Origin of the sequence: Brevibacillus sp. HB2.2 (assembly GCF_013284275.1) — a bacterium.
Classification (GTDB): Bacteria; Bacillota; Bacilli; order Brevibacillales; family Brevibacillaceae; genus Brevibacillus; species Brevibacillus brevis_D.
The window spans coordinates 91,162-109,514 of sequence record NZ_JABSUV010000020.1 but is presented as its reverse complement, the minus strand read 5'-3'; the positions used below and the strand labels follow the sequence as shown (position 1 = coordinate 109,514).

The window sequence follows — 18,353 nt, the reverse complement described above, 5'->3', positions numbered from 1 at the left end:
TTCAGAGGGCCACTTTTTGCGTTCACTTCTATTTTTCATAGAGTCTTAATAGCTTTTTAACAACGCATTTATATCAGTTTCATTTTGATTGTTTACGATTGGGTTAGAAAAAGCCAAAAGACCAAACACAAATAAAAACGAAAAGGGGCCTTAAAGATGAGAGGGAACCAGTTAAGCTGGAAACGAACCGTTGTTGTCATGACATCTGTTTTTCTGCTTGCGGGATGTGCCACCGAGACGAAATCAGGCACTTCTCTGGATACGTCGCAATTGACCCTGGATCAAATCGTGGAAAAAGCGAAGCAGGAGGGAGAAGTCAACTCCGTGGGTATGCCAGACACGTGGGCAAACTGGGGGGAGACCTGGAGCAATCTCGGAAAAGAATACGGCTTGAAGCATACCGACACAGATATGTCGAGCGCAGAAGAATTGGCTAAGTTTGAAGCAGAAAAAGAAGACGCGACTGCAGATATCGGTGATGTAGGTATCGCTTTTGGACCGTTAGCCAAGCAAAAAGGGCTGACGCTGCCTTACAAAACCTCTTACTGGAACGACATTCCCGACTGGGCAAAAGATGATGAAGGACATTGGTTGCTAGGGTATACCGGAACGCTGGCCTTTATCACTGACAAGACAAAGGTGCAAAATCCCCCCAAGTCCTGGGCGGATTTGAAAAACGGAAGCTACAAGGTCGCGATTGGCGATGTCATGAAAGCGAACCAGGCGCAATTTGCCGTTCTGGCCGCCGCCTATGCTAATGGGGGAGATGAGAAAAATATTCAGCCCGGCATTGACTTTTTCACTGAATTGGCCAAAAACAAACGGCTCAGTACGAGCGATCCGAGCCTTGCCAATCTAGAAAAGGGTGAGGTCGAAGTCGCAATATTGTGGGACTTCAACGCGCTTGGGTATCGGGACAAAATCGATAAGAACCGCTTTGATGTCCTCATCCCGGAGGAAGCATCAGTCAGCAGCGGGTACGCTACAGTAATCAACAAGTACGCCAAGCACCCACACGCTGCCATGCTGGCTCGTGAATACATTCTCTCCGACGCTGGACAGTCCAATTTGGCTCGCGGCTATGCACGACCGATTCGCGCCAACGCCAAGCTGGATGAATCCGCTAAAGCTATGCTGCTCCCCGATGGTATGTATAAAAACGCACGTCCTGTGGGCGATTTGACTGCTTGGGAAGAGACGGCTAAAAAGTTGCCGCAGTTATGGCAAGAGAAGGTGTTAATCCATGTGCGCTAGCAAGCTCGCCATGATTGTGCTCGACGGATTGAGATTTGACACAGCCGTCTCGCACATGGGGTATCTGCATCACCTGGTCGAATACGGCATTGCGGCCCGGTTTCAGGTGAGATCGGAATTACCCAGTCTGTCTCGTCCCTTGTACGAGGTTCTTTTAACAGGAACTCCTGTGTGGAAGAACGGTATTTCTAGCAATCAGACGGTTCGACTTTCGCATCAGGAGAGTCTCTTTCACCTGACGCAAAAAAACGGGATGTCCAACGCTGCTGCCGCTTATGGCTGGGTAAGCGAGCTTTATAACAAGGCTCCATTCAATCCGTTTCACGACCGAATCCAATTGAACTCCGACAAGCCGATACAAAACGGGATGTTCTACTGGGAGGATCACTATCCGGATACACACTTGTTTGCTGACGCCAACTTTTTGTTGAATGGATACAATCCAGATTTTCTTTACGTCCACTCCATGAATATCGACGATGATGGCCATAAGTATACGGCTGATTCCGCGCAATATCGAAATCGCGTTCTGGCGGCAGATTCGATACTGGCAAATGTGCTTCCTGCGTGGATCGATGCGGGTTATCAAATCATCGTGACAGCTGATCACGGGATGACAGCCGATGGAAATCATGGTGGCACTTCTAGTGCTGACCGGGACGTTCCCTTGTTTGTCATCAGCAACCTGATATCTCCGGGGATTCGCGAGGAGGCAATCCCGCAATTGCAGGTCGCTCCGCTTGCCTGCCATTTGCTTGGCATCTCTCCCTCGAAGGAGATGCAGCCATTGAACGTATGAGGGCTGAGCAAGACGTCTCCCTAAGGGGGCGTCTTTTCCTCTAAGAAAGGAGCTTTTGCGATGAAACGATTTGTCAGTATGTTTTGGGTCACGACGATTCCGTTCTTTGCAATGATCGCTCTGTTTCTTCTCGTCCCGTTGCTTTCCATGATTGGAGGGAGCTTTCAGGCCGAGGGGGGCGGCGGTTTTACCATAAGTAACTATCGTGAGATTTTTTCAAATCCGTATTACTTGCAGGCTTTCGAGAACAGTGTGCTCATCTCGTTCCTGTCTGCTCTCATTGGAATCGTCGTTGCTGTTTTTGCCACCTATGCGATTACCCGTTTCCCACAGGCTCTGCAACAGCGAGTGCTTGTCATTACCAATCTAACCTCCAATTTTGCGGGGATTCCGCTCGCTTTTGCCTTCATTGTCCTGTTGGGAAACAGTGGATTGTTTGTTTTGCTTGCAAAGCAACTGGGGATTGATTTTGGTCAGTCCTTTACTCTGTATTCGTGGGGCGGCTTGACGCTTGTTTATATTTATTTTCAACTGCCTCTGGCGGTAATGCTTTTGTATCCCCTGTACAACGCTATTCAGAAGCAATGGATGGAAGCGGCCGAGCTGCTTGGGGCAAGTCCATGGGAGTTTTGGCTGAGAATCGGGTTTCCGGTACTCCTTCCGGGTATCGTTGGCACATTCAGCATTCTGTTTGCCAATGCAATGGGTGCTTATGCTTCTGCCTACGCGCTCACCGGGAGTAACTACAATCTAGTGCCCATTCGGATTGGTGCGCTAGTATCTGGCGACATTTTTGCAAGACCCGAGCTAGGTAGCGCACTCGCAGTACTGCTTGGCCTGACGCTTGCCGCCGCCCTGATCGTGAACGAGTGGCTGACGCGGAAGATTCGGAGGGATTTATCTTGAAGCGGATCAGTTTGCCATCCTTGTCGTTTGCGTTGGTCATGTTGTATTTGTTTTTGCCAGTAGCTGCTACCATCCTTTACTCACTGGCAACCGAGTGGAATAGCACGGTTTTGCCGGAAGGACTCACAGGAAAATGGTTTGCGGAGCTGTATGCCGATCCCCGATTCTTGCAGGCATTCGGGCGTTCCTTTCTGCTCAGCTTTCTGACGACAGTCGTTGCCGTCGTCATTATTGTTCCTGCTGTATTCTCCATTATCGTCTACGCTCCCCGGATGGAGAGGCTGGTTCAGATTTTGGTGATGCTGACCTACGCCGTTCCGGGTGTCATTATGGCGGTCGGATTGATCCGTACTTATTCAGGAAACGGAATTCCCATGGTCATCATCACAGCAGGGGCGTATTTGGTCGGTTTGCTTCCGTATCTTTATCAGGGAACGCGCAACAGCCTGCTTGCCATGCAGGCACGTTCGTTGATGGAGGCAGCCGAGCTATTGGGTGCGAGCCACTGGCAGGCGTTCGTACGAATTATCGTTCCGAATATCATGTCTGGAATTTTCGTGTCCTCACTCTTGTCGTTCTCTATTTTGTTTGGTGAATTCGTTCTGATTAACATCCTGGTGGGTGGAAGATACGAAACCCTACAGATGTATTTGTACGCCAAGCTATCGTCAAGTGGACATGTCGCCAGCGCGATTACGGTCACTTATTTTGTCCTGATGGCTATCATCACTGGCCTGGTTGTAAAATTCACGCGCCGAAGCTTCGCACGCAAGGAGGTCCCCTGATGAGTTACGTCCAAATCAAAAACTTGTCCAAAACCTTTCACGGTCAACACGTGCTGCAGCAACTTGATCTTGCGATTGAAAAAGGCGAGCTGGTTACCTTGCTTGGCCCTAGCGGGTGTGGCAAAAGTACGTTGTTACGCATCCTCAGTGGTTTGACGGCTCCTGATACAGGCATGATCTACATTGACGGCAAAGATGTGACGGACGTGTCGCCAAAAAACAGGCAGATCGGCATGGTGTTTCAATCGTATGCGCTCTTTCCCAATCTTACGGTCAGTCAAAACATTGCCTTTGGCCTGGAAATGAACAAAATCTCGAAAACGGAGATTCGTCTGCGTGTCCAGGAAATGATTGAGCTGGTGGGATTGGTGGGAAAGGAGCAGGCTTACCCACGAGAATTGTCTGGTGGTCAGCAGCAGCGTGTCGCACTTGCTCGTTCTCTGGTCACCCGGCCAAAAGTACTTTTGCTCGATGAGCCGCTAAGTGCGCTTGATGCCCAGATTCGAAAAAATTTGCAAAAGCAGCTACGCACCATCCAACGTGAGTTAAATATGACGACTGTGCTGGTTACTCACGATCAGGAAGAAGCCATGGCTGTCAGTGATCGCATCTACATCATGAATGGCGGACGAATCGTTCAGCACGGCAGTCCTCAAGAGATTTACACGCAACCTCGTTCTGAATTTGTCGCTCGCTTCATTGGCAATTACAACGTGCTGACTGCCGAACAGCTTACCCGAATTACGCCTAATTTACCTAAGCCGGCAGTTGAACGTTTTGCAATCCGTCCGGAGACGTTTCGTGAGCAGCCTTTGAATGGGGAGGACATCTGTTTGACCGGGAATATCGCTCAGGTAACCATGCTCGGAAACATTACCCGTTATGAGCTGAACATTGGTGATGTTCCTATACTGGTAGACACTCTTCACCTGTCCTTCGAGCAGGAGCAGATAGGCACAACAAAAACATTTTATGTAAGTCCCAAGGATGTGATTCCGCTTTATGACACTATTGCCTGAAGAGCGACAGCAAGTGATTCTGGACGAATTGAACCGTCACGGTAAAATTCAGGTGATGAGTCTGGCTAAAACCCTGGCAGTAACACCGGAGACCATACGACGTGATCTGGACCAGTTGGAGCAGCAGCGTTTGTTAAAACGAGTGTACGGAGGAGCGATTCCTTATCATTTGGCGAAACGCGAGCCGCATTTTGAAAAGAAACAGGCGATCCAACAGACGGCAAAAACGAAAATCGGGCAAATCGCGGCAGAACTTTTGTCTGAAGGGGATACTATCGCGCTCGATGTCGGGACGACAACACTGGAATTGGCACGTGCTATCAAGGGCCTCAATCAATTAACGATTGTCACGAATTCACTCCCCGCCGCTTCTTTACTAAACGAGCTGTTGGAAGCCAATCAATTCAACGGTCAGGTCATTATGCTAGGGGGGCTGACCCATCCGGCCCAAAAATCGGTTGCCGGGGCGTTTACCTGCGAGCTACTGTCTCGTTTTCATTTTGATAAAGCGTTCATTTCTTGTGGAGGGATTACGGCTGATGGCTTCACCGATTATGATATGGAAGAAACGCTGTGCTCGACCATGATGGTACAGCGATCGGAGCAAGTCTATGTATTGGGAGACAAATCGAAGATCGGCCAAACGCAATTTTTCCGTATTTGCGGCTGGCAGGATGTCAGCGCGGTTGTTTGTGACCAGCCGATGCCGGATGAATGGCTATCGTCTGGTATGCAAACTACCTGGATAAGCGAACATCCGGGAAGGAGAGATTTCACATGTTGATCGACTATCATCTTCATCTAGAAGAAGGGCCTTTTTCATTGCGTTGGCTCGACCGTACCAATATGGCCCTCGACCATTTTTATCCGTTATCTGAACCTCGACATACCCGTGCCTGGCTGCTGGGCAGTCTTGCGCGATTAAATAACCGCATGTCTTTGGGGGCATATGACCCATCCTGGATCGATCTGTATTTACGTGAAGCGTTAAACAAAGGCTTGAAGGAAGTGGGGATCGTCGATCATTTATACCGCTTTCGTGAAGCCCGTCCTTACTTTGAACGGTATATGGAGCTGGGGGACACCGAGTTGGGTCGTTTGCAGCGAACGTGGCTTGATCAAGTATGCACCGAGAGTCTCAGTGACTTTTGTGTCGCCATTGAGGAAGCAAAGCAGCGTTGGTCGGCAAGCGGTGTGGAGTTACGGTTGGGGATCGAAGCGGATTACTTTATCGGCGGGGAGGCAGAATTGGAAAGCTTGCTCGCAGGTGCTTCGTGGGATTATGTGATCGGTTCTGTTCATTTTTTGCAAGGATGGGGCTTTGACAATCCCGATACTCGCCATCTGTTTGAGCAGCATGACCTGAAACAGCTATACGCGGACTTTTTCCACACAGTTGAGTCCATGATCAGGAGCAATTTGTTTGATTTTGTTGCCCATCTGGATAATTTGAAAGTGTTCTCCTATCGTCCAGATGAATCGGAGCTTGTTCCTTATTACCACCGAATCGCAACTGCTTTGAAGGAAACGGATACAGCGACCGAAATCAATGCGGGCTTGTACTACCGCTATCCTGTTCAGGAAATGTGCCCTAGTCCCGCTTTCCTCGATGTTTTGGTGGCGCATGGTGTTCCACTGACACTCTCGTCTGACGCGCACTTTCCCGATGATATTGGCAGATATGTGGCGGTGAATCTGGAGATCCTCCATTCAATGGGGGTAACGGAAATTGCCACTTTTTCCGGTCGTCAACGGATCATGAAGCCAATCCGCTTTGCTTGACTGTGAAAAGTAGTATGTTTTGAGCAAAATAGGATTGAGATGCAAAAGACCTTGGAATGCCAAGGTTTTTTTGTTGTCTTTAGATCTTACTTGTATTTGTTCAAGCCATTGCCCCGGTAGAATACCGAATCACACTGGCTGCTTAGACTTTTTTAATTCTGTCTGCTTGGCAGAGGTAAGACTACCACTACAGGGTTTTTATGTTTTTACTGGAAAGTGTAACCTTTTGGTCGTTTCTACGAATAAGTCAATGTAAATCAAGAGCAAGCAGCATCCAAGCAACCAATACAAAGGAGAGAACGTATGAAGAAAAAATTTTCGCAAGCTGTATGTGTGATGGGAGCCATGTGTGTCCTGGCCTCCACGCCTGTAGCTTTAGCCACCAAAGGAGAGTATCAGCAAACAACGTTATCAGCAGGAAAACAAGCAAGTGTAACGGATGATGTCATGAAAACAGTAGACGAAGCACTTGTCAAAGCGGGGAAATTATTGCCGTATCTCAAGGAGTATACGTTCAAGACGGTAACGCTTGATAAAAAGAGACCGAACATTATCTTTGTTCAGCTGAGAAAAGAAAAAGACCAAAATGAGCCGAGAGTAGACATCGAATTTGAAGCGAAAACTGGGAAATTAATAAGTTTCAGGCTAGCAGCAGAGGAACCGGAAGATGAAAAGAAACCAACCTGGCAGGAGTCCAAAGAAAAGGCAACCGCTTTTCTAAAAGAGTGGTACGGTCCAGATATGGATGGTTATCAGCTTAATCAGCTCTTCACTGAAGAGGGTGGATACGGTATTGTGTTTTCCAAATCCGTAAATGGTTTACTCTATCCGAATTTGAATACACGCCTAGAGTTGAATGCCAAAGGTGAGGTTGTCTCCGGCGGACCAAATGGGGGCTTTCCCTATGAGATCCCTTCAATCGAAAAGACCTCTTTCCCTGATCCCAAAGAAGCATTGGCAAAGGAACAGATGACAAAAACAGTAGCTTCCCACATGAAATTGTCCTATTGGGCCGATCAGAAGCTGCTTGCGTATAAGCCCACGTTTTCCGGATATCTGGATGCAACGACAGGGAAGTCCTTGTACGTGTCGGAACAGAAGTACGACCTGCCCGGAGAAATCGTGAAAGTTGCGCCGAAAACGAATAAACTGACAGCCAAAACGAGAGAGGAAGTTTCCTCATACGTCAAACAGGAATTTAACGTAGACATAAAAGCAGAGGAATGGAAGGAAGAGAGTTTTCCGAAAACGGGGATCAAGGTATTTACATGGAAGGAAGAAACCGACGATGAAACGGTAGTAACTGTTGTGGAGAAAACAGGAGAGATTCTATCTTTTTCTAAAGAAGTAACACAAATAAAGAAAGATAGTACGACGAGGGAAGAAGCGCGTTCGCTAGCAATCAAAGAAATGGAGAAATACCTACCCATTGATATGAAAGAAATGATGGAAATCGGTAGTTCAAAGCATATCAATGGCGAAGGAAATGGGAGCTTCGAATTTGAGTTCGTCAAGGTGCACCAGGGGATACCCGTACGAGACAGAAGCTTCTATGTCTACATCGTTAACGGAAAGGTCATGAGAATGGACACGACTAGCAAAGCGAAATTCACCGAACAGCTACCTGACTTGAAGGCAGGGGTAACGGCGGAACAGGCTGCGCAGGAATTCCTCAAGAAATTTCAATTGGAGTATTTTTATCCTGAAAATAACGGGAATAAGGCACTTTTGGTATACAAACTGGCCACGATCTATACAACGGTAAATAAACAAATTGATGCGTTAACAGGAAAGATTGTTCAAAAGGATGGGGACCAAGAGGCCGATTGATGTATCTTGACCAAGGATAGAAAACACGCGGAGAAAGGAGGACGCGCATGTATGACGACCTCAATGAGAAAATGGGGAGCATCTATGAACAGCACTATCTGGCTGTTTACTGCTTCTTGCTTCATTTCACGGGCAATCAGAATGAAACCGAAGATTTGACACAAGAGGTGTTTACCCGTGTCGTGAAAGCATTGCCGACTTACGACGGGCGAGTAGCAGTAAAGACTTGGCTATTCTCCATCGCAAAGCATATTGCGATCGACCATTATCGCAAGCAGAAGCTGTATGAACTGGTTTCCGAAAACTGGCTGATGCGGTTAACAGCAAAGCAAGGGATACCAGAAGTAGAGCTGGATAACAAGGAAGAAATGCGGGAGATCAAGGATGCGTTGCAAAGACTAAAACCATCTTATCGTATGGTCGTCATCTTGCGCAGTGTGGAAGGGTACAGCATCAGGGAGACGGCGGAACTTCTGGCTATTTCGGAGGCCAAGGTCAAGGTTATTTATCATCGGGCGCTGAAAAAGCTTCAGCACTTCCTGAAGGATTCGGTGAAAGGGGGGGTTCCACATGAGCTGGCATGAAGAAGAGCTGGAAAAACGACTGAAACGGCTAAAGGAAACGGAATCACCACCTCGCCCGGAATACGTCAGGGAGACTCATCGTAGTTTACAATTACGTACAAATCAACTGATGCGTCGTTTGCATTTTCAACGTGTGGCAAATCGGGTAGCTGGCGTTGCAGCAATCGTATTGTTGGGAGGATGGGTGTCAACAGAGAGTGGGCAGCAGAGCCTTCAAACTCTGTGGGAGCATACCATCAAGCATGAGCAACCTTCTGCAACCATTGTTCCTGCACCCACTCCCGAATCGACACCGCTGCCGTTTTCTCCTCCTCCAGCAAGCACGCCAAAAGAGAATAAAGTTGTGAATCGTCCGCCCGAAACAAATCGGTCAAAGACGACTACTGTACGTACAGAGCACAAGAAACAGCCAGAAAAGGCTTTACCACCAGTAGCTACCTCTTCGCTCAAGCAGACTGATGCCGTAGCCGATGCAATACCAATCCCTCCCTTGGTGAAAAAAGCAAAAACATACGTGCTGGAGATGTTGGGTGAAAAAGGAGAGCATTACCAATACAATCCTTCCCAGTCTGATCTAAAACGAGGAACCATTGGGTTTAGTCGGGTTGTTCATGGCATACCCTTTTATGAAGCAAGCTACACCGTTAAAATGATTGACGATCAGGTATCCAATTTTGAAATCTTTCAGGACTCCGATCAACTTCTGTCTCTTGCGCAGATTCCCAAACCAACGGCCGTACTATCCAAAGAAAAGGCGGGAGAAGTACTTGCTTCGACATTGCGGTTGGTTTACCGGGAAAAAGGGGGGGAAGTAGCTTCCTTACACTACGAGCTTGACATTGCCGGGTTCATTGATGCCAATACAGGAGCTTTGGTCACTGGCCAAGGCGTTCCCATACAGCGAGAGGAGAGAAAACGCATCGTACCAATAGCTGCTGAGGGGAGAACGCTAAAAGCCGGTGCAAGTGAAGAGACACTTTCCTTGCTAATTCAGGAATTCGCTTTGCCATTTTCTTTCGATAATTGGAAAGGGACGACATCTGTAGGGAGAGACGGGATACGGGAGTATCAGTGGGAGAAGAAAGAAACTGAACTGACGGCTCGAGTACATGAAAATGGGCAATTGCTATCTTATCGGATCAATAGCAAACAAGAGGCAAGGTCCTCTTCTGGAAAAAATCAGGAACCTTTGCCGGAAGCCTTGTTGCAGCCTGCGATTGAGCATTTGCAGCGTTACTTGGACAAGACAATCAAAGAGCTGGAGCTGACAAGCATCAGCAGGGAAGCAGCAGAGGTTCGCTTTCGATTTACCAAGCTGTATCAGGGCATTCCCGTTGAGGATCACTCCTATGAAGTGATTATGGATACGAACACAGGAGAAGTTGTCGGCATGTCAGGTGCGTTTGGACAGGGGGCCACGAGCTATCCCGATCCTGCCAAGGCAATTTCCAAACAAGCTGCTGAGGCAACACTAAGAAAAAATCATCCTCTGGAGCTTGCGTATATTTTTACGGGTAAAAAGGGGACATCTGACAAGCAAGCGCTTCTTGTCTACCGTGTGTACAAGGAAAAAGGAATCAAAACATACATTGATGCGATCACCGGAGCTGTACTGGAACGGACACAGGAAGAACCGTGATCAAATGACAAATAAACAAAGGAGGACCGGGCATGGTCACCTGGTCCTCGATTGCCAAAATCGAGCGATTTCACTATAATGGAAGTGAATGTAAAATGTCCCCGTAGCTCAGCAGGATAGAGCAACGGTTTCCTAAACTGTAGGTCGGAGGTTCGAATCCTCTCGGGGACGCCATTGTAGGGAAAACCTTGGTGTGTCAAGGTTTTTTCTTTTTTATGCATCCCCCCACATCGTTTATTTGGAAAATACTGAGACGTAGATCATGTCTCACACGTATACCTTGTAGCAAAAGACGATGGAGATAAGGGGTGTTTCCTTTGAAAAAAGTGATCGTAAGCATGGTCTTGGCTATTTTCTTTAGCGGCTGTAGCTCAGATGCGGTCGTACAAAATCAGACTGCAGCGCCACCTGCAAAAGAGGCAGCGAACACTGGCACAGAACAGAAACAATCGGTGGACAGCACTACAAGCTATGACAAAATTGCGGGCTATTTGCAAGAAGAGAGCAACAAAGCTTTCTCCCCTTACTATGAGCTGCTCGAGTTTACCCTGTCGGATTATGAAGAGAAAACCGTAGATGGAAAAGTAGAAGCGACATTCGGATATCAAGTGAAATACAAAAACTTTGAGAAAGACCCTGACACCGTGGACTACATCAAGGCTGCAAAAGAAAAGAACGACCCCAACTACAAACAGCTGTATGATGAGTATTTGCAGCCCAAGGACATGAATTTTCATTTGAAAGCGGTAATGGAAGATGCGGACTCCATAACGCTTTACACCAATGTGAGTCCAAAAGGAATCCAATGGGAAAAGGCAGTCATGTCTGATTTCATCCTGAAGAAATAAAATAGCGACTTGATTGTAGGCCGCGTAGTCACGCGGTCTTATTTATTTTTCTCGCACCAGTACTCGTACTCATTGTCGATCCAATCTTTAAGATGGTCGTAATTCTCCCAAGTATCTTCCACGTGATACACACTTGGCTCGCAATCAAAAGCTTCTAGATAATGATAGCGATACTCCCCAGTTTCGAAATCGAAGTAAAACATCGCGAACTGGTTTCCTTCTTCATTTAACATGTCTTTAGCCAATACTCCACCCGTCTTCTCATAGACCTCAGGACCAGTCATCTTCCTTTGTTTAAATTCAGCGATTAGGTTTTCGTAACTCTTTTGAAAATCCTCGCTAACCATATCATTTTCAATCAACCAGCCAATGAAAAAGCCTGTATGTACATATGCCTGTTTTCGAGGAAGATCCTCCTCAAAGTTTTCGTAATGATATTTCGCTTTATCGTATACCGTTGTCATTAGCAAATCCTCTCTTTCTTTGATAACTGGATGAATGGTCAGAATTTTTTGGGTATGATAAAATGTTTACCAACAAATGTGAATCGGAGGAGCATGTTGGATGCAAAATGATAAGCGAATCAAATTCATTAACCCTGAAACAATGCCACCTTCATTTGGCTACACTCATGCGGTGGAGGTTCGCAACGCACGGACGATTTATGTATCGGGTCAGGTGGCTCTCAACAAGGAGGGCCAAGTGGTCGGCACAGGTGATTTAGCTGCACAGACAAAACAAGTTTTCGAAAATATCCAATTCGCGTTAGAAGGGGCAGGTGTCAGCTTTGATCATGTAGTGAAATTAACCTTTTTCGTGACGGACATCTCCAAGATGCACATTGTCCGTGAGATTCGAGATCAGTACGTGAATACAGAAACCCCGCCAGCGAGCTCTGCTGTTGAAGTGAGCAAGCTCATTAGGGAAGAGCTGTTGATCGAGATTGAGGCCATTGCCGTGGCAGATGTGTAGTTGTCTCATCCCCCTTCTGTTCGATTATTCATCGTTCAGAAGGGTTTTTTTATGCTCATTTGGGAAGATTATGGAGCGAGATAAGCGGATCGGAGTTGGTTGCATGAATTATATCATCGCAGGAATAGGTTTGATTACAGTATTTTTGCTTGCTTGGCTGGCAAGTAGTGATAAAAAGCACATTCGGTATCGCCCTATCCTCATCATGATTCTGATTCAGATCGTACTTGGCTTGCTGCTGTTGCGAACCAGTATTGGACTCATTTTCATATCAGGCATTGCCAACAGTTTTTCCACACTCCTGAAGTATGCCTACGAAGGGATTAATTTTGTCTTCGGTGGCATTGCGAATCCGGGTGCGACGCCGTTTTTCTTGCAAGTTTTGCTGCCCATTGTGTTCATATCGGCACTGATCGGCATTTTGCAGTACACGAGGATCCTCCCTTTATTCATTCAGTACGTAGGGCTCGTATTGAGTAAAGTGAATGGCATGGGAAAATTGGAGTCTTATAATGCGATTGCTTCAGCGATTGTTGGGCAGTCCGAAGTGTTTATTACCGTGAAAAAACAGCTCGGTGCCATTCCCGAAAACAGGCTGTATACGCTTTGCGCCTCTGCGATGTCCACCGTATCTATGTCGATTGTGGGTTCCTTCATGACCATGGTCAAGCCGGAGTATGTGGTAGCTGCATTGGTGCTCAACTTATTTGGTGGTTTTATCATTGCTTCCATTATTACGCCGTATGAAGTGGAGCCGGAAGATGACTTATTGGATCAAGAGAAGGGAGAGAAACAGGCCTTCTTTGAGATGCTCGGGGAGTACATTCTGGATGGATTTAAAGTAGCCGTGGTCGTTGCCGCGATGCTGCTTGGATTTATTGCACTCATTGCGATGGTGAACGGGTTATTCAGTGCAGTATTCGGTATCTCGTTCCAAGCTTTGTTAGGGTACGTCTTTGCCCCGCTCGCCTTTCTTATGGGGGTTCCCTGGCACGAAGCTGTACAAGCGGGTAGTATCATGGCTACCAAAATAGTGGCCAACGAGTTTGTCGCCATCCTCGAATTTACGAAGATTCAAAGCCAGTTAAGCGAAAGAACGATCGCCATCGTGTCTGTGTTTTTGATCTCGTTTGCGAACTTTGGCTCCATCGGGACAATTGTTGGCGCGGTAAAAGGCTTGAATGAAAGACAAGGAAATGTCGTCGCCCGGTTTGGATTGAGGCTGTTATACGGGGCAACACTCGTCAGCATTTTATCAGGAATTATCATCAGCGTTGTGGTGTAAGGGGGACCCTTTCCGGGGTCTTTTTTGGTTAGGGACAGTTTCGTAACCAAATGATGGGGAGTAGCGTCTATCAATTGAGATATTCGTCTTTATTTCTCGGATCGTATCCTTCATCAAAGGAATGGGAATCACGGTTGTTACGCTCTATGAGGATTCTCTGCTTCCGGCGCTTGGCAATCCAATCGATGATAGCTCCAATCAGCAAGAGACCTCCGAAAATAAGTACGACGAGTAACCAGAGTGGCATTCATCCAACACCTCACTTTTTACTAAAAGATACGTCATACCAGTGGGGAAGTTGCGATGAGACCATTCAAAAGGAGATAAAGGAGCGAGGTCGGATGAGAAAATGGGTGTGTATGATCGTAACCGCAGGTTTGATTGTGGGAGGCTGTTCATCTGAAACGAGCTTACCAACAGATTCTAAGCAACAGCCTGTAACCGAGCAGAAGCAAGGGGCGGGAAATAGCGAGGGCGCCCAAAAGCAAGAAAATCAATCCGCCACCGTGCACCAAATCACTTTGGATGATCAATTTTTAAAGCTGCTCGCCAAAAACGAAATTAGTGGCTTCGATATCCACATCGGGATGAAGCGGGATGAGGTTTCTGCGCTATACGGTAAGGTAACGAAACAGGATTATTGGGATGGTGGGCGTTATGAAGTCTTTGAGAAGCTAAATAGTGCGCTCATTTATTTCGATGGGCAAGATCGCGTATATGGAATTGATTTGGCCGGTCTTCATCTCAATGAAACGAATCTGGACACCATTCGTAAAAATCTGGGGGCGCCCGTTAGTGAAGAGAAGAGCATGGCCGATGAGGATTATGTCATGTTTTTTGAAGCGGGAGACAACTCCGTATTTATTAGTGCAAAGGACGAGCAATCACCAGCAGACAAAATAAGGGTCATCAATAAAAAAATGATCGAGGAATCACCGCAAAAGGAATAAAAAAAGCCAAGTCAGAGGGCTCACAAATGTGCCCTTCGACTTGGCTTTTATATGTTTCACAATGGTATTACTCAACCGATCTTTTTCCAAACAGAATTGCGTCGAGTGCGAACTTGGTGCTGCCGCTGATACCAAGAGCAACCAACATCGCAAGCAAGGCCAGATCCAATTCATAACCAGCTCCACCTTCACCGCCCATGAAGCCGGCAGCGAGCTTGGCCTTAAAGATCGCACCAAGCATGACAACAGACAACGCACCTGCGAACACGCGAGTACCCAGACCCAGAATCAAGGCAATACCACCTACTACCTCCAAGAAGGCTACCAGATAAGCAATGAATGCAGGGAGTCCCATGGTCCCGAAGAAACCAGCGACATTCTCCAGCCCCATTTGGAATTTAGCCACTCCGTGAATGGCAAAAGTCAGACCAGCAATCACACGTAGAATAAGTGTGCTCCATTCAAAACGATTAGACATGTATGAATCCCTCCGAAAATTTAAATGCGTAATAAAGTTACTTTTCGTTAGTAAGTATACAATAATAATTTCCTAAGTCAAGTGATTCAATAAAATTCCAGTAGTTGGCAAGTGCGATTTTCAAGGTTGATTCACATCATTGGTTTTGATGGATGGAACAAAGAGCGGTATACTGAAAGGAGAATGAGGTGATACCTATGAAGCAGTCTACCCTCTGTCCAAAGTTCGAAAAAGGTATGCAGTTGTTGGGGAAGCGATGGACAGGTCTAATTCTATTCCAGTTGTTGTCGGGACCACAGCGATTTTGTGCATTGGAAGGGGCCCTGCCAGTAAGCGGAAGGCTACTTTCTGAGCGTTTGAAGGATTTGGAGAAGGAAGGACTCGTGCATCGGCAGGTGTTTACTGATTCTGCTCCTGTCCGCGTAGAGTATTCCTTAACGGAAATGGGGAAAGCTTTGACTCCAGTGCTCAAAGGAATTGAGTCTTGGTCGCAGAGCTGGATCGAGTTGAATGCAGACGAAATGGCGAACGACAGCGAAGAATAACACAGCCTATATAAAAAAGCATCAGGAGAGTATGCCTGACGCTTGCCACGATGAAAACCCCTGGAGACAGGGGTTTTTCTGTTATCGGTTAGTTAATCTTCAAGAAGGATTTTCGTTCTTTTCTTGCAAAGCCTTCCACTTTAAAAATTCAATATGGCGCTTGACCTCAACTAGATCCTTCTCTGTCAGGCCATCGACATCCAAAAAGGTCGCCGGTGTTTCCCGGACAGAACCGCGTTGCCAAGATGGTTCCTCCGTGCGACCGTGGAGAAAATCGGTGGATACTTCAAATAAATCTGCGACTTTGGAAATCAGATGAACATCGACGCCCTTCTTTTCACCTGACTCGATCCGCGAAAGTACTGTATTATGTATGCCCAGCTTTTCAGCTAATTGAAGTTGTGACCATTGTTTTTGTTCGCGCAGCCATTTTATGCGTTGACCAACTATGGACATCGTGAGACCACCTCTATCGTTTTGGCAATTCCATTCTAACAATTTTCCAAAACGGAAAAAACAAGATTGCTAATATGACAAAATCTGTATTGACTTTGCTAAAATTGAAAGGCTATGATGTAACTATAAATATTTGCCATTTTTGCAAATCAGGAGGGGATAACTGGTGGAACGGCTCAACCTCCCGTTTATCGCGCAACGACGTAATGAGTGCAAGCTAACCTTGCAAGAAATGGCGGAAGCACTCGGGTTTCGAAATGCTTCGACATACTTGAAGTACGAGAAGGGAGAATATGACTTCAAGGCTAATCATTTGCCAGTGTTGGCGAAAAAGCTACGATGCAGCATGCTTGATCTTTTTATCAGAATGGTTTGCTGATTTAGCAAAAGGGGTGGGATGGGTTGAACGCTTGGGAGGCAAATAAAAGGCAGCTGGAAATATGGAGAAAGACCGTCGCTTACGAAATTGAAATGATGGCGCCACAGAGTATGCCGGCTTGCGAGGGATTTCTCGAGCGCTTAGTCATGTTTGAAAAGGAGTTGGAAAACAACGCGCGATGCCCATATAGTACGACACATGGTGGGAATGATGCCGGGTCGCGTCCGTTACCCATTCAGGAAGCAGAAAAAAGCCCGGTACGGATTTCACCGTGACCGGGCATTCTTTATCTTTTACAGCTTGCTAATCTCTTCTTTTAGTAGCTCGGAATGGGTTCCGAAGACGACTTGCACGCTTCCTTGACCCAGTCGCATAACACCTGCTGCACCGAGGTCCTTCAAAGCTTTGTCATTGACCTTCTTGTCGTCCTTTAAGATGAGACGCAAACGAGTGATGCAAGCGTCTACGCTAACGACGTTTTCTTTTCCACCAATGTGAGTGAGCACTTGGATCGCTTTATCCTGCATCGAATTGTTCCTTCCCGTAGCTGTAGTTGTCATTTCTTCGTCGTCCTCACGTCCCGGTGTCTTGAGGTTCAGCTTCACGATTAGGAAACGGAACAGGGCGTAGTAGACCACGGCGAATGCCAGACCAATCGGGATGATCATCCAAGCATTCGTAGAGAGGTGGTAGTTGATACCGTAGTCGATCAGACCCGCTGAGAATCCGAAGCCGTGCTTGATGCCCAAAGAGGTCACGATATACCCGGACACACCCGTCAATATTGCGTGAACAAAATACAAGAGTGGAGCAGCAAACATAAACGCAAACTCAACTACCTCGGTAATACCAGTCAGGAACGAAGCGAGAGCTGCACCAATAAACATAGAAGCAACTACTTTGCGTTTTTCAGGACGCGCTGAGTGAATAATAGCGAAAGCCGCTCCAGGAAGTGCGAACATCATGATCGGATAGAAGCCAGTCATAAACATTCCTGCTGATGGGTCTCCCGCAAAGAAACGATGCAAGTCGCCGTGTACCACTTTTCCTGTCGCATCGGTAAAGTCACCGATTTGGAACCAGGCAATCGCATTGAGTACGTGGTGCAGACCAAATGGAACGAGCAATCGGTTGAAGAATCCGAAGAAGAAGGAACCAGTTGCGCCGAGACCTACGATCCAAGAACCCAATGAGTCAAGGGCAATCTGGATCGGCCCCCAAATGATTCCGAAAATCAAGCCGACGACAACCATGGAAAGGGAAGTGACGATCGGGACGAAGCGTTTTCCACCAAAGAAGCCTAGCCATTCAGGCAGCTTGATCGAATGGTAGCGGTTGTAGAAAAACGCTGCAATAGCACCCGCCAAAATACCGCCAATGACACCCATGTTCAGTTTTACATCATCCGCAATGAAAGGCATGGCAGCAGGAACAGCTGCAAGTACTTTCGTCAATACGACGTAGGCAATGACGGCGGCCAAAGCAGCAACAGCATCTCCAGCCAAGCCAATCGCAACACCGATAGCAAAGATTAATGCCAGGTTGTCAAAAATGGCTGAACCGCCAGCAGCCAAAAGCGGAGCGATGTACGTGTCCATAAATGCACCAAAGGCGCCGAGATTGAGATCCTTCTCGAATTTGAGAAGACCAAAGCTTTGCAAAATCGCTGCGGCTGGCAACGTTGCGACCGGGAGCATGAGGGCTCTCCCAATCTTTTGCAGAAAAGCGAGCATAGGATAAAACCTCCTTGGAATGGGATGAATTTATCAGGGAAGCCGCTCTCCGGATGAATGGCAAAATGATGAGGGCACAAGGAATAAGCCGGAGAGAGACTATTCTGAT

General features: G+C 47.0%; 22 protein-coding genes and 1 tRNA gene. 18 read left to right on the top strand and 5 right to left on the bottom strand.

Annotated elements, in window-relative coordinates:
* The first annotated feature begins 156 nt into the window (after nt 1–156).
* The 12 genes from HP401_RS16230 (at nt 157) to HP401_RS16175 (ending at nt 11,446) form a co-directional block, all read left to right on the top strand.
* Nucleotides 157–1,254 (top strand): ABC transporter substrate-binding protein, encoded by a 1,098-nt coding sequence (locus HP401_RS16230; RefSeq protein ID WP_173605714.1) that lies wholly within the window; start codon nt 157–159, stop codon nt 1,252–1,254.
* On the top strand, nt 1,244–2,053 hold the full coding sequence (locus tag HP401_RS16225; protein ID WP_173605713.1) for an alkaline phosphatase family protein: 810 nt from the start codon (nt 1,244–1,246) through the stop codon (nt 2,051–2,053). The genes HP401_RS16230 and HP401_RS16225 overlap by 11 nt, the downstream gene beginning before the upstream one ends.
* A gap of 60 nt (nt 2,054–2,113) precedes the next feature.
* On the top strand, nt 2,114–2,959 hold the full coding sequence (locus HP401_RS16220; RefSeq protein WP_173605712.1) for an ABC transporter permease: 846 nt from the start codon (nt 2,114–2,116) through the stop codon (nt 2,957–2,959).
* Entirely contained in the window at nt 2,956–3,744 is a 789-nt protein-coding gene (locus HP401_RS16215) for an ABC transporter permease (RefSeq protein WP_012683806.1), read from the top strand. Before HP401_RS16220 ends, HP401_RS16215 begins: the two co-directional genes overlap by 4 nt.
* The gene (locus HP401_RS16210) at nt 3,744–4,763 is read left to right on the top strand and encodes an ABC transporter ATP-binding protein (protein WP_173605711.1); all 1,020 of its coding nucleotides are present in this window, start codon (nt 3,744–3,746) and stop codon (nt 4,761–4,763) included. Before HP401_RS16215 ends, HP401_RS16210 begins: the two co-directional genes overlap by 1 nt.
* The gene (locus HP401_RS16205; protein WP_173605710.1) at nt 4,747–5,547 is read left to right on the top strand and encodes a DeoR/GlpR family DNA-binding transcription regulator; all 801 of its coding nucleotides are present in this window, start codon (nt 4,747–4,749) and stop codon (nt 5,545–5,547) included. The genes HP401_RS16210 and HP401_RS16205 overlap by 17 nt, the downstream gene beginning before the upstream one ends.
* Nucleotides 5,541–6,545, top strand: a complete 1,005-nt coding sequence (locus tag HP401_RS16200) for a histidinol phosphate phosphatase domain-containing protein (RefSeq protein WP_173605709.1) — start codon at nt 5,541–5,543, stop codon at nt 6,543–6,545. Before HP401_RS16205 ends, HP401_RS16200 begins: the two co-directional genes overlap by 7 nt.
* Nucleotides 6,546–6,848: 303 nt before the next feature.
* Nucleotides 6,849–8,375 carry a YcdB/YcdC domain-containing protein gene (locus tag HP401_RS16195; protein WP_173605708.1) on the top strand — a complete coding sequence of 509 codons (1,527 nt, stop codon included), beginning with the start codon at nt 6,849–6,851 and terminating at the stop codon, nt 8,373–8,375.
* Between the two features lie 47 nt (nt 8,376–8,422).
* Nucleotides 8,423–8,959, top strand: a complete 537-nt coding sequence (locus HP401_RS16190; protein ID WP_173605707.1) for an RNA polymerase sigma factor — start codon at nt 8,423–8,425, stop codon at nt 8,957–8,959.
* Nucleotides 8,946–10,598 carry a YcdB/YcdC domain-containing protein gene (locus HP401_RS16185; RefSeq protein WP_173605706.1) on the top strand — a complete coding sequence of 551 codons (1,653 nt, stop codon included), beginning with the start codon at nt 8,946–8,948 and terminating at the stop codon, nt 10,596–10,598. Before HP401_RS16190 ends, HP401_RS16185 begins: the two co-directional genes overlap by 14 nt.
* Nucleotides 10,599–10,695: 97 nt before the next feature.
* Nucleotides 10,696–10,772, top strand: a tRNA-Arg gene (locus HP401_RS16180).
* A 134-nt stretch (nt 10,773–10,906) separates the two neighbouring features.
* Nucleotides 10,907–11,446, top strand: coding sequence for a hypothetical protein (locus tag HP401_RS16175; protein WP_309145133.1), 540 nt, complete (start codon nt 10,907–10,909; stop codon nt 11,444–11,446).
* Nucleotides 11,447–11,484: 38 nt separating this feature from the next.
* Here HP401_RS16175 and HP401_RS16170 read toward each other — a convergent pair whose 3' ends face one another.
* Nucleotides 11,485–11,910 carry a DUF7832 domain-containing protein gene (locus HP401_RS16170; RefSeq protein WP_087347098.1) on the bottom strand — a complete coding sequence of 142 codons (426 nt, stop codon included), beginning with the start codon at nt 11,908–11,910 and terminating at the stop codon, nt 11,485–11,487.
* 100 nt (nt 11,911–12,010) lie between these two features.
* On the opposite strand from HP401_RS16170, the gene HP401_RS16165 reads away from it, so the two are divergent.
* Nucleotides 12,011–12,418: a RidA family protein gene (locus tag HP401_RS16165; protein ID WP_173605705.1), complete on the top strand. Its 408-nt coding sequence runs from the start codon at nt 12,011–12,013 to the stop codon at nt 12,416–12,418.
* Nucleotides 12,419–12,521: 103 nt separating this feature from the next.
* Nucleotides 12,522–13,703 (top strand): NupC/NupG family nucleoside CNT transporter, encoded by a 1,182-nt coding sequence (locus HP401_RS16160; RefSeq protein WP_173605704.1) that lies wholly within the window; start codon nt 12,522–12,524, stop codon nt 13,701–13,703.
* 70 nt (nt 13,704–13,773) lie between these two features.
* Here HP401_RS16160 and HP401_RS16155 read toward each other — a convergent pair whose 3' ends face one another.
* Nucleotides 13,774–13,950: a hypothetical protein gene (locus HP401_RS16155; RefSeq protein ID WP_170207346.1), complete on the bottom strand. Its 177-nt coding sequence runs from the start codon at nt 13,948–13,950 to the stop codon at nt 13,774–13,776.
* Nucleotides 13,951–14,044: 94 nt separating this feature from the next.
* Here HP401_RS16155 and HP401_RS16150 point away from each other — a divergent pair, with 94 nt between their 5' ends.
* Nucleotides 14,045–14,653: a hypothetical protein gene (locus HP401_RS16150; protein ID WP_173605703.1), complete on the top strand. Its 609-nt coding sequence runs from the start codon at nt 14,045–14,047 to the stop codon at nt 14,651–14,653.
* Between the two features lie 67 nt (nt 14,654–14,720).
* Here the strand turns inward: HP401_RS16150 and HP401_RS16145 are convergent, their stop codons facing one another.
* The gene (locus HP401_RS16145) at nt 14,721–15,131 is read right to left on the bottom strand and encodes a DoxX family protein (protein ID WP_012683815.1); all 411 of its coding nucleotides are present in this window, start codon (nt 15,129–15,131) and stop codon (nt 14,721–14,723) included.
* Between the two features lie 197 nt (nt 15,132–15,328).
* Here HP401_RS16145 and HP401_RS16140 point away from each other — a divergent pair, with 197 nt between their 5' ends.
* Nucleotides 15,329–15,676 carry a winged helix-turn-helix transcriptional regulator gene (locus tag HP401_RS16140; RefSeq protein WP_012683816.1) on the top strand — a complete coding sequence of 116 codons (348 nt, stop codon included), beginning with the start codon at nt 15,329–15,331 and terminating at the stop codon, nt 15,674–15,676.
* A 99-nt stretch (nt 15,677–15,775) separates the two neighbouring features.
* Here HP401_RS16140 and HP401_RS16135 read toward each other — a convergent pair whose 3' ends face one another.
* On the bottom strand, nt 15,776–16,132 hold the full coding sequence (locus HP401_RS16135; protein WP_254457094.1) for a helix-turn-helix domain-containing protein: 357 nt from the start codon (nt 16,130–16,132) through the stop codon (nt 15,776–15,778).
* Nucleotides 16,133–16,298: 166 nt separating this feature from the next.
* On the opposite strand from HP401_RS16135, the gene HP401_RS16130 reads away from it, so the two are divergent.
* Together HP401_RS16130 and HP401_RS16125 are read left to right on the top strand one after the other, a co-directional pair.
* Nucleotides 16,299–16,511, top strand: a complete 213-nt coding sequence (locus HP401_RS16130; RefSeq protein ID WP_012683818.1) for a helix-turn-helix domain-containing protein — start codon at nt 16,299–16,301, stop codon at nt 16,509–16,511.
* A 23-nt stretch (nt 16,512–16,534) separates the two neighbouring features.
* The gene (locus HP401_RS16125) at nt 16,535–16,786 is read left to right on the top strand and encodes a hypothetical protein (RefSeq protein WP_173605702.1); all 252 of its coding nucleotides are present in this window, start codon (nt 16,535–16,537) and stop codon (nt 16,784–16,786) included.
* Nucleotides 16,787–16,804: 18 nt separating this feature from the next.
* Here the strand turns inward: HP401_RS16125 and nagE are convergent, their stop codons facing one another.
* Entirely contained in the window at nt 16,805–18,244 is a 1,440-nt protein-coding gene (gene nagE, locus HP401_RS16120; RefSeq protein ID WP_016740874.1) for an N-acetylglucosamine-specific PTS transporter subunit IIBC, read from the bottom strand.
* Nucleotides 18,245–18,353 lie beyond the last annotated feature (109 nt).